Source organism: Streptomyces sp. 3330 (assembly GCF_031456635.1).
Taxonomy (GTDB): domain Bacteria; phylum Actinomycetota; class Actinomycetes; order Streptomycetales; family Streptomycetaceae; genus Streptomyces.
In genome coordinates, this window is the sequence record NZ_JAVDVA010000008.1 from 96,125 (window position 1) to 112,039 (window position 15,915).

Consider the following 15,915-nt stretch of genomic DNA (forward strand, 5'->3'; position numbering starts at 1 on the left):
GCCGACGTCCTCGTCGCCCACACAAGAGCCGAAGCAATCGCACGCTGGGAACTCAACCGTGAACCACCACCTCGACGACGAGAGCCCCGACGGGCTCGGCTCGGACGAGCTGGCACTGCGCCGGATGCTGCACGAAGCCGTCCAGGAGATGGAGCCGCGCGACGGCTCGCTGGACCACCTGCGGCGGGCCGTGCCCGTCCGGCGGGCACGCAAGCGGCAGGCGGCCGTCGGCATGGCGGCCGCGGCCCTCTTCCTCGGCACCGCCGTCCCCGCCGTGCTGCACGTCTCGAACGCCGGCGGCTCCACCGCCAACCCTTCCATCGCCGGCCAGGCCTCCCAGGCGCAGGGGGGAACGGAACAGGGCAAGGGCCCCGACGGCGGCTCCTCGGGCAAGGTCGGCGACTCCTCCGGCGAGACCGGTGAGCAGGGCAAGGGCGGCGCCACCGACAACGGCCAGGGCAAGGAGTCCGCGGGCGGCACCGCCTCCAGCGGCAGCGGTCCCGCCTCGGAGTCCGCGGCGAGCGCGCCCGCCTGCACGGCGGACCAGCTCGAGGCCGGCACTCCCGGCGTCGACGTCCCCGACGCGGCCGGCACCGTCTACGGCACGTTCCACGTCCGGAACGCCTCCGGCGCCACCTGCACCGTCAGCGGTGCCGTCTCCGTGACGTTCGGGGCCCAGGGCGCCGCCGACGCCTCGAAGATCACCGTCGTGGAGCACGCCTCGGGCGACGCGGCGGCCGGCCTGCCCGACCCTTCCCTTTACGTCTCCCAGCACGCGCTCGCGCCGGGCTCGGCCTACGAGGTGAAGTTCGCCTGGGTGCCGTCCGAGACCTGTCCCACCACGGGCGGCAGCAGCGGCGGCGACAGCGGCGGCACGGCGTCCCCCTCGCCGACCCCGAGCGAGCAGTCGAGCACGACCGGCGAGACCACCACCGGCACCGCGGCCCAGCTCTACACCGAGGACGGCACGGTCGAGGGCAGCGTGAACGTGTCCTACACGGCCGAGAGCGGCTCCCCGACGAGCGTGGCCACGGTCTCCGGCGCGTGTGCGGGGACCATCTACCGGACGGGCGTGCTGGCGTCCTCCTGAACCGGCCGAGGGCGATCGGCTGAGCCGGCGTCCGGCTCCTCCGGGAGGATGCCGAGCTCCGCGTCCCGCACGAACTCCACCTCGCGGCGCAGCAGCCGGAACCACATGAAGACCACGAACCCGGCGAAGACGAACCACTCGCCGGTGTAGCCGAGGTTCTGGAACGCCTTCAGGTCGAGCCCCGTGTCGGCCGCCGCGGTCGCGGGCACCGCCGTCATCCCCGAGTCGGCGGTGTCGAGCGTCACCCAGGCGTCGTAGAGGTCGTACGGCACCAGGTTGACCAGCGACGCGGCGCTGATCGCCGAGGTCTGCCCGGCCGGCAGGCCCCCTTGCGCCCGCACCCCGTTGTCGCCCGGCGTCTCGGAGGCCTGGAGCGTGCCGGTGACGGTGACCCGGCCGGCCGGGGGCGCCGGGGCCTTCGCGGAGTCGGCGCTGCCGGGCAGCCAGCCGCGGACCACGGGGAGCGCCTTGCCGCCGTCCGTGCGCAGCAGCGTCAGCACGTAGTACCCGTCCTTGCCGTCCAGCCGCCGGTCGGGCACCAGCAGCTGCTTGCCGTACTGCCCGGTGGCGGTGGTGCGGCGGCCGGAGGTCGCCTTGTCCACGGGCAGCAGCTCGGCCAGCGGGCTCGCCGCCTGCGTGCCGGCGGACTCGGCCTGCTCCTTCGCGCTGCGGTGGTCGTCCACCCGCGCCTCGAACCGGCTCAGCTGCCAGGACCCCATGAACACGCAGAAGGGGATGGCCAGCAGCACGAAGACGTTGATCCCCCACCAGCGGGGCGTCAGCAGGAACCGGTACACGCCTCCACGGTACGGGGCGGGCGCGGCCCGCCGACCCGCGGGGGTGAGTCCGGGCGTGGCTCGGGCGGGGCTGCGCGGGGCCGGGGCGGAGGCCCGGGTGGGCCGCGGAGGTGGGAGGGAGGTGCGAAGTCGGTGGGAAGTTATCCACAGCCTGGGGACCTTGGCGTCGCGTTGTCGTCGCGGACGGGCAATATGGGGTCATGACTGAGAGCAACGGGTCCGCCGCACCCGAGCAGTACGAGGAGATGCCGGACTGGGAGAAGCGCTTCCGGGCGCCCCGGGTGTCGCTGCCCGACTGGGCGCAGGACGCGCCGGACCGCTCCCTGTTCGTTTCCAACGCGACGGGGACGTACGAGCTGTACGCCTGGGACCGGGCCACCGGCCACCAGCGCCAGGTGACCGACCGGGCCAACGGCACGACGGACGGCGTGCTCTCCCCGGACGGCGCGTGGATCTGGTGGTTCGACGACAAGGACGGCGACGAGTTCGGCGTCTGGCGCCGTCAGCCTTTCGGCGGCGGAGCCGACGAGCCCGCCACCCCGGGTCTGGACGCCTCCTACCCGGCGGGCCTGGCCCTCGGCCGCGACGGCCGGACCGCGGTGGTCGGCCGCTCCACGGACGAGGAGGGCACGACGATCCATGTCGCGCGGGCCGGCGAGCCCCCCTTCGAGCTCTACCGCCACCGGGAGTCGGCGGGCGTGGGCGACCTCTCCCACGACGGCTCGCTCATCGCCGTCGAGCACACCGAGCACGGCGACGCGATGCACTCCGCGCTGCGGGTCCTGCGCCCCGACGGCTCGAAGGTCGCCGAGCTGGACGACACCAAGGGCGGCGTCGAGGAGCTGGGCCTGGAGGTGCTGGGCTTCGCCCCGGTCGACGGCGACACCCGGCTGCTGATCGGTCACCAGCGCCGGGGCCGCTGGGAGCCCCTCGTCTGGGACGTGGCGACCGGCCTGGAGACGGACCTGGACCTGGACCTGCCGGGTGACGTCAGCGCCGAGTGGTACCCGGACGGCTCGGGCCTGCTCATCGTGCACAGTTTCGAGGCCCGCAGCGAACTGTTCCGCTACGACCTCGCGAGCGCCGCGCTGGAGCGGATCACGACCCCGCCGGGCACGGTCTCCGGCGCCACGGCCCGACCGGACGGCAGTGTGGAGTACCTGTGGTCGTCCGCGGCCCGGCCGCCGGCCGTCCGCTCGACGACCGGCGACGTGGTCCTGGACCCGCCCGGCATGAAGTCCCCCGGCTCGGTCCCGGTGGAGGACGTGTGGGTGGAGGGCCCCGGCGGCCGTATCCACGCCCTGGTCCAGCGGCCCGCCGGCGCCACCGGCCCGCTGCCCACCGTCTTCGACATCCACGGTGGCCCGACCTGGCACGACAGCGACGCCTTCGCGGCGGCCCCGGCGGCCTGGGTGGACCACGGCTACGCGGTCGTCCGCGTCAACTACCGAGGCTCCACCGGCTACGGCCGCGCCTGGACGGACGCCCTGAAGCACCGGGTGGGCCTGATCGAGCTCGAGGACATCGAGGCCGTCCGGGAATGGGCGGTGAGCTCGGGCCTCGCCGACCCCGCCCGGCTGATCCTCACCGGCGGCTCCTGGGGCGGCTACCTCACCCTCCTCGGCCTCGGCGCCCAGCCCGACGCGTGGGCCGTGGGCATCGCCGCCGTCCCCGTCGCCGACTACGTCACGGCCTACCACGACGAGATGGAGGCACTGAAGGCGATGGACCGCACGCTGCTCGGCGGCACCCCGGAGGAGGTCCCGGAGCGGTTCGAGGCGTCGTCCCCGCTGACGTACGTCGACAAGGTGCGGGCCCCCGTCTACATCTCGGCCGGCGTCAACGACCCCCGCTGCCCCATCCGCCAGATCGACAACTACGTCCGGCGCCTGGAGGAGCGGGGCGCGGTGCACGAGGTGTACCGCTACGACGCGGGTCACGGCTCACTGGTGGTGGACGAGCGGATCAAGCAGGTGAGACTGGAACTGGAGTTCGCGGAAAGGCACTTGCCACGCTAGAAGCGGCCTCCTCCAGTTCTGGCTGAACGCCAGCGCCCGGCTCTTGCCGGACCGCCGGGCCAAACCCTCAGGGCCTTCCTGAACTTCGGGCCCTCCGCCACAACTGCCTGCTCCCGCCTCGACCTCTCCGTTTCTCCACCCCTCCGGCCGCCCCGAGCCTCCCGACCCGCAGCCCCTCCGCCCCCTCGACCCCTCCGGCCGCCCCGAGCCTCCCGACCCGCAGCCCCTCCGAGCCTCCGTCCCCCCAGCCCCTCCGGCGTCTGAGGAGCGGGGGTTCGGGGGCGGAGTCCCCGAGGCCGGGACGGGAAGGGGCGGCGGGGGCGAGAAACCCTCAGGGCCCGGAAGGACGGAAGGCCGGCGGCGGGGCGGGCATCCGGAGCCGTCCGGGTCGGCCGGCGCAGGAGTCGGGGTGGCGGGCATCCGGAGCCGTCCGGGTCGGCCGGCGCAGGAGTCGGCGCGCTAGGCCCCGGCGGTCCTGCGCCGCTGCCGCCGCAGGAGTTCCGCCAGCCCCCGGCGGGTGGCCGCCAGCACCACCCGGTCCTCGCTCCGCAGGACACGCGTGTCCGGAAGGTCCCACAGCAGACCGGACCCGCCCTGGCCCTCACGCCCGGTGTCCAGCGCCAGCACCCGCCAGTATCCCGCCCGAAACGCCTCCCTGACCGTCCTTCCCTCCAGCTGCGCATGCTCCCCGACCCGCAGGGCGGCGAACAGCAACACCCGCCGCTCCACCGGGATCGCCCCCAGGATCTGCCGCCCCATCATCGCCCCGGCGAACGACGGCGCCGCGAGATGCGTGACGCTCCGGCTCCGGGTCAGCGCCTGCGGATGCGCGGCCCGCAGGGTGCGGTACACGGCGGTCGCGAAGTCGTCGTCGTACAGCCGCAGCACCACCCGCAGATCGGGCCGCAGCGACCGCGCGTACAGCGCGGCCTCCAGATTCGTCGTGTCGGAGCTGGTCACCGCCAGCAGCGCGTGCGCGCGGTGGATCTTCGCGGCCTCCAGCACCCCCTCCTGCGTGACGTCCCCCAGCACCACCGGCACCCGCAACCGCCGCGCCACCGCGAGCCCCCGCGCCTCCGGCCCGGCCTCGACGCACACCACGGGGATGTTCAGTTCACGCAACCGCGTCAGCACCCGGGTGCCGATCTTCCCCAGCCCGAGCAGCACGACATGCCCGCCGAGGCCCCGGGGCGGCCGACGCAGGGAGCCCGCCCCACGGAACGTGCCGAGGGCTTCCAGCACCGCCGCCAGCAGCACCGGCAGCAGCAGCAACCCCATCAGCCCGGAGAGGAGTTGAAGCACCTGACGTTCGGTGCCGGCGCCGACGGCCGGGTCGTTGACGGCGAACAGGTCCAGCAGCGTCAGATACAGCGCCCCCAGCGGATGGATGCCGGTGACCAGCCACAACGCCACCGCCAGCGCGAACACGCACCCGACGAGCCCGGCCAGCGACCACCGCAGCCGCCGCGAGAACAGCGAGGCGAACGGCGCCACGACCCCGACGCCCCGCCCGGCCGGCAACGCGGGTCCGGCGGAGTAGGCGACCTGCTCCAGGACGACGGATCCGCGCCGCCCGGACGCGGCCGCCTCCCGTACGGCCGCCGCGTCGGGCAGCAGCAGCGGCCCCTGATCGCCGCTGGCCTCGGAGCCGTCCGCGAACGCCGGGTCGCTGCCGATCGCGGAGAGCAGCGCGAGCGTCGGCAGGCCCGGCGGGTCGGACTCCCCGGGGCGGGCCGGCGGCCGCTCCACGGCGCGCAGCAGCAGCCCATCGGTCTGGACGACCTTGCTGGTGCCGACGACGGCGGTCGCGGCGAGCGCGGGGGCCGCGGTGTCGGCGTCGGACAGCACGGTGGTCGAGGCGTCACCGGCGGAGGCGTCATAGACGTCCCCCGCGGCGCTCGCGCTCTCCGCGGCCAACGCGGCGGCCTGGTCGAGGAGTTCCTCGATGTGCTGGCCCAACCGCCGGTTGTAGAGCCGCAGCACCAGCCGCAGGCGGGGGTTGAGGCGACGGGCGGTGAGGGCGGCCCGGATGTTGGTCTCGTCGTCGTCGTACACGAGCGCGAGGGCGGCGGCCCGCTCCACGCCCGCCTCGGCGAGCACCGCCTCGGTGGCCTCCACGGCCTCCAACGTCCGCTGTCCGCCCACGGGTTCGCTCGGCGCGGCGGGCGTGCCGTTGCCCGCCGCCCGGTTGACGGCCGCGCTCACCACCCGGTCGAGCAGCGCCGCCGACACCGCGCGGGCGCGTCCCACGACCGGCGTCCGTACCGTCCGCTCGGCGGGCGGCACGACGAGCGTGACCTGCTCCTCGTACACCCCCCGCAGTTCGGCGGCGAGCCGGTGCGCCAGGCCGTCGTCACCGCACACGACCATGTGCGCGCCGGCGATGCCCGGCGGCTGACCCTGATTCGGAACGCTCCCCACGAGGGAGAAGACTGCCTCACCGGGACGGGAGGTTCCACGGATGACGTGAACACCCCGCACGGAACCCCCGTATGAAAGGGGAGGGAATGCGAGAAACAGGCATCAGGGAGAACACGGAAGCCGGAGGTGCGCGACCCGTGGCCATCACCAGAGCGGCCCCGCCCGAGGAGGGCGCCCACCGGGACCGCCCGCAGGCCCCGCCCGCGCCGTCCGACCAGCCCGGGCGTCTCACCTCGCCCCTGGCCCTGACCATGCTGCTGCTCCTGATGGTGCTGCTGCAGAGCCCCATCCGCCGCGCGCTGTCCGCCCCGGTGATGCAGAGCTGGATGACGGTCTTCGTGGCGGTGGTCGTGCAGGCCCTGCCGTTCCTGGTGTTCGGGGTGCTGCTGTCGGCGGCGATCGCGGTCTACGTGCCGCCCTCCTTCTTCGCCCGCGCCCTGCCGTCCCGCCCCGGGCTCGCCGTCCCGGTCGCCGGGGTCGCGGGCGCGCTCCTGCCGGGCTGCGAGTGCGCCTCGGTCCCGGTGGCCGGCGCCCTGGTCCGCCGGGGCGTGACCCCGGCCGCGGCCCTCGCCTTCCTGCTCTCCGCCCCGGCGATCAACCCGATCGTGCTGACGGCGACGGCCGTGGCCTTCCCGCGCGACCCCGAGATGGTGCTGGCCCGTTTCGTCGCCAGTCTGCTCGTGGCCTGCGCGATGGGCTGGTTGTGGCAGCGGCTGGGCCGCACGGACTGGCTGCGGCTGCCGGCCCACGCGCCGCACGAGGGGGAGACCAAGGGGGCCGCTTTCTGGGACTCGGTCCGGCACGACGTGATGCACGCGGGCGGGTTCCTGGTCCTGGGCGCGATGGCGGCGGCGACCCTGAAGGCGGTCGCCCCGGAGAGCTGGTTGCGCACGGCCGCGGAGAACCCGGCCGTCGCCGTCCTGACGCTGGCCGTCCTCGCGGTGGTCCTCTCCATCTGTTCGGAGGCGGACGCGTTCGTCGCCGCCTCCCTGACCCAGTTCTCGCTGACGGCCCGGCTGGCGTTCCTGGTGGTCGGTCCGATGATCGACCTCAAGCTGTTCGCGATGCAGGCGGGCACCTTCGGCCGGGGCTTCGCGCTGCGCTTCGCCCCGGCGACCTTCGCGCTGGCCATCGCGTCGGCGGCCCTGACGGGATGGGTCCTGCTGTGAACCGACAGTCCCAGGCGGCCGTCCTCTTCCTCCTCGGCGCGGCCCTGCTGCACGCCGGTACCACCGATCTCTACCTCCGCTACGTCAAGGCGGGCCTGCGCCCGCTGCTCCTGGCGTCCGGCGCGATCCTCGTCGTCACCGCGCTGGCGACGGCGTGGTACGAGCACCGCAGGACGAGGACGAGGAGCCAGGCGAGGACCCGGACGGGGATCGTAGCGACGGAGACCGGGACGGAGACGGAGACGGAGACCGGGACGGAGGCGGCGACGACACTTCGGCCGGAGGGGTGCGGAGCCGACGCGGACGCCCCCACGCACCCCGAGGAAGCGCACCCCGACCACGCCCACCCCGACCACGCCCACCCCGAACCCCGGGTCTCCTGGCTCCTGGTCCTCCCCCTGCTGGCGTTGATCCTGGTCGCCCCGCCGGCCCTGGGCTCGTACAGCGCGACCCGTACGGGCACGGCCCTCCAGGAACCCCTGGCCTATCCGGCCCTTCCCGCCGCGGACCCGCTGCCCCTGAGCGTCGTCGACTACGCGGGCCGCGCCGTATACGACCACGGCCGCACCCTCGCCGGCCGCCAGGTCCGCCTGACCGGCTTCGTGGCCCTGGACCACGACGGCACGCCCTACCTGGTCCGTATGGCGCTCAACTGCTGCGCCGCCGACGCCCAGCCGGTCAAGGTCGGCCTGACCGGCGACATCCCGCCGGTCCTCCAGCCGGACACCTGGCTCACCGTCACCGGCGCCTACACCCCGCGCACGGTCCACGACCCGGTCAACGACGGCCCGATCCCCTTCCTCCGGGTCACCACCGCCGAGCCCGCCCCCACTCCCAGGGACCCCTACGACGAGTCCTGGAACAACTGAGTGTTCCCGGTCGTCGACGTTCAGCTCACCTGAGCGTCCCCCACCCGAAATTCCCCCTGCTACACGCCGGTTAAGGCTCACTCAACCCCTGGTGGCCGGGCGGTGAGCGCTTCATGATGGTGGCCATGACGGCGGCCTCGCGTGCCTTGACACGACTGGCGACCTGGCCGGACCTCGCGGAGGTCCCGCCCAGCTGCGGCACCGGTCGGGCGTTGCGCTCGGCCGGGGTCGAGATCGCGCACTTCCACTCCGACCGGAGTGTCGACCTGCATCTCACCGGCAAGGCGATCCGCCGGTTCGAGCGGGACCTGAGGCACTCCACCGCGATCCGGCTGCTGCCCGGCTCGCCCTGGGTGACCGTCCATCTGGAGTGCGAGACGGACATCGACCTGCTCATGACGCTGGTCAGCGCCGCGCTCCAGGCCCACCAGAGGCAACCGGACGTGGACGTCACCGTCCTCCCGCGCTGCAACGAGGACCGGGAAGTGGCGCTCACCCGAGGGAGCGTCGCCGGCATCTAGACCTGCGGGGCGTTCCCGTCCGGCGGGGTCCACCGGGCGACAGGCCCCGTCGCCCGGCAACCCCACGTCGACCGTTCCGTATCCCCTTCGCCGCCCACGCCGTCCACGCCGCCCACGCCGCCCACGCCGGCCGTCCACGCCGTCCACGCCGGCCGCCCGCGGCGTCCGCGCGGTATCCGCTGCGGCCGTCTGGTGAGCTGACGGTCCGTCAGTTATGGTCGCCCTGGCGTAGTAAGGCGATACCGGCGCCCAGGGATACCGGCACCGGTGGCGATGCGGATGCCGATGCCCGAAACGGAAGGGACGAGCGCCATGGAGACCGAAGCGGACCGTCCGACCCGTCCCCCCCTGAGCCCGCAGCCGTCGGGCGTGCCCCGCTGGGTGGCGATGTTCTACGACCCGGCCTCGGCGTCCTGGCGGCCGGGCGCCGAATCCCCCGACCGCACGCCCGTGCTGTACGCGATCGGTGAGATGACGCAGGTCAAGCGGGCCCGGGGGGACGAGGTGGCCGTCGCTCTGTGGGGGCCGAAGGACGGTGAGTGGCAGCGTTTCGACCCGTCCCCGGCCGCGGCCGCACCGGAGGCCGCGCCGTCCCCGCCGCCGGGCGACGGCGCCGCGCGACCCGGCCACGCCAGGCTCGCGGAACGCCTGGAGGACCGCCGGCACCAGGTCCTCATGGCAGGCCTGAGCAAGGCCGGCCTCTACGATCTCGCGCCGGACGACGTGACGGCCGTCCGGACCCTGGTCGACCGGGTCGACGAGGCCACGCTGCGCAGGGTCGCCCACTGGATGGCCGCGGCCGGAGCGCCGGTTGAGTGAGACCGCCGGAGGGCAGACAGGTCGTATGACGGTCTCCGTGAACCGCGAACTCTGTTACGGCTCCGGCGAATGCGCCTTTCGCCTGCCCTCCGTCTTCACCACGGCGGACGGCTTCGGGGCCGTCGTGCCGGGACGCGAGGACACCGGCGACGACCCGGAGGTGCGGGACGCGGCCGAGCGCTGCCCGTCGCAGGCCATCAGTCTCTAGGGGCGCCCCGGGGCGGGTAGCTCCAGCGGAAGGACTCCAGCGCCCGGGTCCGCGCCTCCACCACCGCCATGCGCGCCTCCCGTTCGGCGGGGTCGACGTGCGCGGACTGGCCCGTCACCTGGCCGTCCCACTTCCGGTAGAGCAGCCCGGTCCGCGCCGAGAACCAGCCTCGGCTCACCGAGTTGAGCGCCAGCAGGACGCCGGTGTCCTCGGAAGCGGGCAGCGCCATCCAGCCGCCGAGCGCCGTCAGCAGGTCCCGTCGCACGAAGAGGCTCGCGGGGTGCACCGGCGCGCGGAAGTCGTTCGCCTTCCAGTGGTCGAGTACGGCCCCCCGCTCGATGGGCCCCTCGGCGGGATCGCCGGGGAAGCCGACCGTGGAGCCGTCCGGCATCAGGTCGAGGGCGCTCGAGGTCGCCCAGCCGAGGGCCGGATCGCGTTCGAGGGCGGCCAGGTCGCGGGCGAGGGTGCCGGGCGCGAGCCGGTCGTCGGCGTCCAGGACCTTCACGTACTCGCCCTCGGCGTGCGCGAGCGCGATCGTGCGGGCCACTCCCGGTCCGCCCGGGCGGCCCTGACGGAACGTCACCCGGGTGTCGTCGGGGATGTGGGGCGCGACCTCGTCCGTCGTGCCGTCCTCCTGGATCACCCAGTGCCAGTCCCAGCCCGCGGGTAACTCCTGTGTGCGCAGCGACTCGTAGGCCTCGGGCAGGTATCGGGCCGAAGGGGCGTGCACGGCGGTGACGATGACGATGCGTCGGCTCACGACGCGACTTCCGGGCAGGATCCAGGGCGTTCGAGGCGCCCCGGGCGCCCGCGCCTCCCGTCGCCGCGGACCGCCGTCGCTCTGCTGGGTATCGGCACGGCGCCAGCCTACGACTCCCGGTCGCCGGGACCCGCCGGGGGTCCGGCCGGGGGGACTCACCGGGGCGGGCCATGCGGGAAAGGGGAGGGAAAAGGCGGGAAAGCGGCGGCGAGATCCCGAAAGGGGCAGGAAAAGGCCCGGTCGCTGGCGACGGGGGATGCACCAGCGACCGGGCTATGGCCAAGGCTAACAAGGCTGCCGTGCCGGCGGGAGCCGACTTCTCAGCTGCCCTGCCGTTGTGATCGGGATCACTCTCCCGGTCGGTCCTCGCACGGAGGCTCATAGGAGAGCCGGGGCAGGTACTCGTGCCATTTCTCGGCCGTCAGCACGCCTCGCGTGGTCGCGCAGATACGGGTGATCGCCTGGTCGACGTCCAGATTCCACAGCCGTACGGTGTCGGCCCCGCTGGAGACGCCGAGCATGTGGCTGTTGGGGCTGAAGGACAGGAAGTTGCCGGTCTTGGCGTTGGGGCTCATCGACTGCCCGATGGGGGAGGCCCCGGCCGGGTCGGTGACGTTCCACAGGCGGATCGTGTTGTCGTTGCCGCCGCTGGCGAGGGTCTCGCCGTCCTGGCTGAAGGTCAGCGACACCACGGCCTCGGTGTGGCCGGTCAGGGGCGAGCCGCGCCGGGACGCCTGCGCCGGGTCGGTGACGTTCCACAGCCGGACCGTGTCGTCGTCGCTGCCGCTGGCCAGCGTGCGGCCGTCCGGGCTGTAGACGAGCGCGTTGACCGGGCCGACGTGCCCGGTGAGGGGCTTGCCGACGGGCGTGGTGTGCCGGGGGTCGGTGACGTTCCACAGCCGTACGGTGTGGTCCGCGCTGCCGCTGGCGAGGGTGCGGCCGTCCGGGCTGAACGCGAGGGCGTTGACGAACCCCTTGTGCCCGGTGAGCGGAGAGCCGAGCGCGGTGGTGTGGGCGGGGTCGCCGACGTCCCACAGCTGGATGGTGCGGTCGTCGTACGCGGTCGCCAGCGTGCGTCCGTCCGGCGCGAAGGCGAGCGCGTCGGGGCCCAGGAACCGGGTGCGCAGCTGGACGGGCGGCCCCGCAGAGACCGGCCGGGCCGGGTCGGTGACGTTCCACAGGTACACCGCCCGGTTGGCCGTCAGCACCGCGAGCGTGCGCCCGTCGGGCGAGAACGCGAGCGTGCGCTCGCTGCCGTCGTCGGGCATGAAGGGCGCGCCCAGCGTCACCGGACGGTCGGGGTCCGCCACGTTCCACAGCCGGACCCTGCCGTCGCGGGCGGCCGTGGCCAGCACCCGTCCGTCCGGCCGGAAGGCGCCGCTGCGGCCGATCATGTCCGCCGTCGGGATCGACCAGAGCCGGACCTTGCTGTCGCCGTTGCCGGTGGCGAGGGTCCGCCCGTCCGGGCTGAAGCCGAGGGCGTACATCTCGCCGCTGCCCCCGGCGAGCGGCTCGCCGACCTGCGAGGGGTACGCCGGGTCGCTCACGTTCCACAGGGTGGCCGTGCTGTCCGCGCTGCCGGCGGCCAGCATGGTCCCGGCGGGGTTGAACGCCACCGACCAGACAGGACCGGTGTGCCCGGTCAGCGGGGGGCCGAGCTGGGTCGCCCGGCCGGGGTCGGTCACGTCCCACAGCCGGATCGTGTCGTCCGTGCTGCCGCTGGCGAGGGTGTCCCCGTCGGGGCTGAAGTCCAGCGAGTGCACGGTGTCGGTGTGGCCGGTCAGGACCCGGTCGATCCGCCGCGCCCGGCGCGGGTCGGCCGTGTCCCACAGCCGGATCGTGTTGTCGTCGCCGCCGGCCGCGAGGGTCCGGCCGTCCGGGCTGAACGCCACGGAGCGCACGGCGGCGGTGTGGCCGGTCAGCGCGCCGATCGCGGTGGGCCGCACCTGCCCCGGCCCGGCGCTCGCCGCGCTTCCGGCGGTCCCCGTGTTCCCCGCGTTCCCCTGCGCTCGCGCGGAAGGCAGCCCCATGTCCCACAGCCGCACCGTGTGGTCCTCGCCCGCGGAGGCGAGGGTCCGCCCGTCCGGGCTGAAGGCCAGCAGGTAGATCGTGCCCGTGTGCCCGGTCAGGGGCTTGCCCAGCGGGCGTGGGTGCGCGGGATCCCGGACGTCCCACAGCCGGACGGTGCCGTCGTCGCCCGCGCTGGCGAGGGTGCGGCCGTCCGGGCTGAACACCGCGCTGCTCACCCAGCTGCGGTGGCCGGTGAGGGGCTTGCCCAGCGGCTTGGGACGGGACCGGTCGCGGACGTCCCAGAGCCGGACGGTCCGGTCGTAGCTGGCGGTGGCCAGCACCTTGCCGTCCGGGCTGAACGAGGTCAGGTAGACGGCGCCGGTGTGGCCGAGGAGCGGCGTGGCCAGCGGCGCGTTCACGATCGAGATCAGGCGGTTGTTGGAGCCCGCGTCGCCCGGCCGCAGGTCGTGCGCCACCAGGTCGAGCTGCGCGGACAGCGACGGATCCGTGTACTGGACGCGGTCGGCCTCCGCGACCACCTGCTCGAACACGGCGTCGTTGCGCTGCTGCCAGGCGACCACGGCCGCGCCGACGGCGACGATCGCCAGCACCACCAGCGCCGACACCGCGCCCCGGCTGATCCAGACGATGCGCCTGCGCAGCCTGACCGACGCGGCCAGGAACTCCACGGCGCTGCGGGTCAGGAAGGTGTCGCCGGCGGACTTGGCCCAGCTGCGGGCCTGCTCCAGCCGGGAACCCCGGTAGAGCAGGGCCGCGTCGCGGTTCGAGCTGTCCCAGGCCCGGCCGTCCTCCTCCAGCCGCTGACGCAGCAGATGGTCGCTGCGGTCCTCGTCGATCCAGTCGCGCAGCCGCGGCCAGGCGTGCAGCAGCGCCTCGTGGGTGATCTCGACGGTCTCCGCGTCGAGGGTCACGAGCCGGGCGCGCACCAGGGCCTCCAGCGACTCCTCCGTCTTGCCGGGGTCGGCCGACTCCTCCGCCAGTTGCCGGCGTGTGCCCCGGCGCCGGGTGGCCTGGGTGTCCTCGCCGAGCCGGACCAGCCGCATCAGGAGCAGCCGGGCCGCGGTGCGCGCCGCAGGGTCGAGCCCGGACCAGGCCCGCTCGGCGGTCGCCGCCACCGCGCCCTGGATACCGCCGGCCGCGCGGTAGCCCGCCAGCGTCAGCCGTCCCGCCTTCCGGCGCTGCCAGGTGGCGAGCAGGGCGTGGGAGAGCAGGGGAAGCGCGCCCGCGTGCGCTCCACGCGGACCGTCGACGGTCACCTCGCGGATGATCAGCTCGGCCAGCCCCGGTTCGAGCTCCAGCCCCACGGCCCTGGCCGGGCCGGTCACCGCCTCGCGCAGCTCCGAAGTGGACAACGGCCCCAGCACCATGTGCCGGTGCTGGAGCGCGTCGGAAAGCTCGGGGTGGCTGAGGCACTCCTCGTAGAAGTCGGCACGGACGCCGAGCACGACGAGGACGGGGGGCGGTAACGGTGTGCGCCCCGTGCCGGTGTCGGCGGGGCTGCAGGCGTCGTGCAGGAGCTGGATGAAGAGGCGCCGGCTCGCCTCGTCGGGGCAGAGGGTGAAGGCCTCCTCGAACTGGTCGACGATGATGACCGGCCGGTCGGGGAACCCGGAGGCGCCGGAAGGGCCGGAAGGGCCGGAAGGGTGGGAGGCGCCTGTGGGGTGGGAGGTGCCGGAGGGGGCTGGGGTGCCTGTGGGGACCGGGGTGCCTGTGGGGCTGGTGGGGCCGGAGGGGACTGGGGTGCCTGTGGGGCTGGTGGGGTCGAAGGGGCTGGTGGGGCCAGTGCGGGTGGCGGCCGCGTCGCGCTGGGCCCAGGCGGTGACGGCCTCCCGTACGGCCCGCGCGAAGCGGGGGGTGCCGGGTTTCCCGTAGACGGCCGTCGCCGTGACGGCAGGCGTGGTGGCAGGGGTAGTGGCGGCGGCGGTCGAGGTCGACGTCGTGGCCGTGGCCGAGGCCGAGGCCGAGGCGATGAGCGGGGACAGCTCGGGGATGCGGCTGGTCAGCTCGGCGAGCGGATCGGCGCCCGGCACCAGCTGGAGGACCTGCGCGGGGCTCCCGGCCCTCGCCGCCCGGGCGCCCCCGTTGCGGCCGGCCGCCGCGCCGTTCTGGAGGGCGGGCACGAGACCGGCGCTGAGCAGCGAGGACTTGCCCGCCCCGGAGGCGCCGACCAGCATGACCAGGCCGCCCGTCCGTTCCGCCGCGCGGAGCTGGGCGACGAGGGCGTCCGTGCTGCGCTCCCGGCCGAAGAACCAGCGGGCGTCCTGTTCACGGTACGAGGCGAGTCCGCGGTAGGGGCACACCCCGCCGGGGACACCCTGAGCCTCGGCCGCCGGCCGCTCGCCCTCCTCCTCCGTCCCCGGGGCGACGGGGACATCGCCGACGACCGGGTCGGCCACCGCCCGCTCCCACAGCCGCTGCCACTGGCCGAGGTCGTACAGCCCGGTGGACACCGGTGCGGGTCGCGCCCGCCGCGCCTCGGGTATCAGGACGTGCAGCACCGCGGCGAGGGCGGCGAACTGGGCGGGGACGTTCTTGGCCCGTCGCCAGTCGCTGATCCGCTGGGTGGACACCCTTACGGGCCGTCCCCGCTCGTCCACCCGCTGGAGCCGGGCGACCGTCTCGGACACGCGCTTGAGCGGAGGGTTGCCGGCCTCCTTGTACAGCAGCGCGAGTCGTTCCGCGAAGGCTGTGCGTGCGCCCGAGTCGGAACTCAAGGCCTCCACCCCTAACTTCCCCCGCACCTGCAATCCGGACCGGAAAAACCACTTTATATGGCTGACCTGCGGTTAAGTGGCTGACCGGACATCGGATCCTCCTCGGTTCGGGCCGCAGCTGGCAGGATCCGGAGGCAGAAGCGCATCAACCGGGCGTAACGCGGGCGACCGCGCGCCCGGCGCGCGAACCGCGCCGTCATGGCGTGGTCGACTCCGCCCGCACCGTTCGTCACCGGTCCGCACGAGGGGAGGGACCGGTGGCCAACGGTGCGGCGTGTGACGAGCTTCGCGTACGGTCGCGGGCGACGGCATCGCCCCCGCCGCCGACTCGATCCCGACCCACTCTTCGGGCCTCCGGCTCCCGACCCACGCCCCGGACCTCCGGCCTCCGACCCACGCCCCGGACCTCCGGCTCCCGACCCACTCTTCGGACCTCCGGCCTCCGACCCACGCCCCGGACCTCCGGCCTCCGACCCACGCCCCCGGCCCCCCGTGCCT

At 74.4% G+C, this 15,915-nt stretch carries 11 protein-coding genes; 7 read left to right on the forward strand and 4 right to left on the reverse strand.

Annotation, left to right across the window (positions count from 1 at the left end):
- Positions 1-58: 58 nt before the first annotated feature.
- Positions 59-1,090 carry a hypothetical protein gene (locus J2X68_RS15790; RefSeq protein ID WP_310433171.1) on the forward strand — a complete coding sequence of 344 codons (1,032 nt, stop codon included), beginning with the start codon at positions 59-61 and terminating at the stop codon, positions 1,088-1,090.
- Here J2X68_RS15790 and J2X68_RS15795 read toward each other — a convergent pair.
- Complete coding sequence (locus J2X68_RS15795) at positions 1,060-1,887, reverse strand: SURF1 family protein (protein WP_310433172.1); 828 nt, start codon at positions 1,885-1,887, stop codon at positions 1,060-1,062. The two genes, J2X68_RS15790 and J2X68_RS15795, sit on opposite strands and share 31 nt — an antisense overlap.
- 200 nt (positions 1,888-2,087) lie before the next feature.
- Here J2X68_RS15795 and J2X68_RS15800 point away from each other — a divergent pair, with 200 nt between their 5' ends.
- Positions 2,088-3,905, forward strand: a complete 1,818-nt coding sequence (locus tag J2X68_RS15800; RefSeq protein ID WP_310433173.1) for a prolyl oligopeptidase family serine peptidase — start codon at positions 2,088-2,090, stop codon at positions 3,903-3,905.
- Between the two features lie 459 nt (positions 3,906-4,364).
- On the opposite strand, the gene J2X68_RS15805 is transcribed toward J2X68_RS15800, so the two are convergent.
- Positions 4,365-6,275, reverse strand: a complete 1,911-nt coding sequence (locus J2X68_RS15805) for an NAD-binding protein (protein WP_310433341.1) — start codon at positions 6,273-6,275, stop codon at positions 4,365-4,367.
- A 188-nt stretch (positions 6,276-6,463) separates the two neighbouring features.
- On the opposite strand from J2X68_RS15805, the gene J2X68_RS15810 reads away from it, so the two are divergent.
- From J2X68_RS15810 to J2X68_RS15830, 5 genes are all read left to right on the forward strand, one after another.
- Complete coding sequence (locus J2X68_RS15810) at positions 6,464-7,495, forward strand: permease (RefSeq protein WP_310433174.1); 1,032 nt, start codon at positions 6,464-6,466, stop codon at positions 7,493-7,495.
- The gene (locus J2X68_RS15815) at positions 7,492-8,364 is read left to right on the forward strand and encodes a TIGR03943 family putative permease subunit (protein ID WP_310433175.1); all 873 of its coding nucleotides are present in this window, start codon (positions 7,492-7,494) and stop codon (positions 8,362-8,364) included. The genes J2X68_RS15810 and J2X68_RS15815 overlap by 4 nt, the downstream gene beginning before the upstream one ends.
- Positions 8,365-8,489: 125 nt before the next feature.
- A complete protein-coding gene (locus J2X68_RS15820; protein ID WP_310433176.1) occupies positions 8,490-8,885 on the forward strand; it encodes a luciferase family protein in 396 nt (131 codons plus the stop codon).
- 312 nt (positions 8,886-9,197) lie between these two features.
- Positions 9,198-9,704 carry a hypothetical protein gene (locus J2X68_RS15825; RefSeq protein ID WP_310433177.1) on the forward strand — a complete coding sequence of 169 codons (507 nt, stop codon included), beginning with the start codon at positions 9,198-9,200 and terminating at the stop codon, positions 9,702-9,704.
- Positions 9,705-9,729: 25 nt separating this feature from the next.
- The gene (locus J2X68_RS15830) at positions 9,730-9,912 is read left to right on the forward strand and encodes a ferredoxin (RefSeq protein WP_310433178.1); all 183 of its coding nucleotides are present in this window, start codon (positions 9,730-9,732) and stop codon (positions 9,910-9,912) included.
- On the opposite strand, the gene J2X68_RS15835 is transcribed toward J2X68_RS15830, so the two are convergent.
- Positions 9,902-10,672, reverse strand: a complete 771-nt coding sequence (locus J2X68_RS15835) for a glycosyltransferase family 2 protein (RefSeq protein ID WP_310433179.1) — start codon at positions 10,670-10,672, stop codon at positions 9,902-9,904. The two genes, J2X68_RS15830 and J2X68_RS15835, sit on opposite strands and share 11 nt — an antisense overlap.
- Before the next feature lie 347 nt (positions 10,673-11,019).
- The gene (locus J2X68_RS15840; RefSeq protein WP_310433180.1) at positions 11,020-15,426 is read right to left on the reverse strand and encodes a hypothetical protein; all 4,407 of its coding nucleotides are present in this window, start codon (positions 15,424-15,426) and stop codon (positions 11,020-11,022) included.
- Positions 15,427-15,915 lie beyond the last annotated feature (489 nt).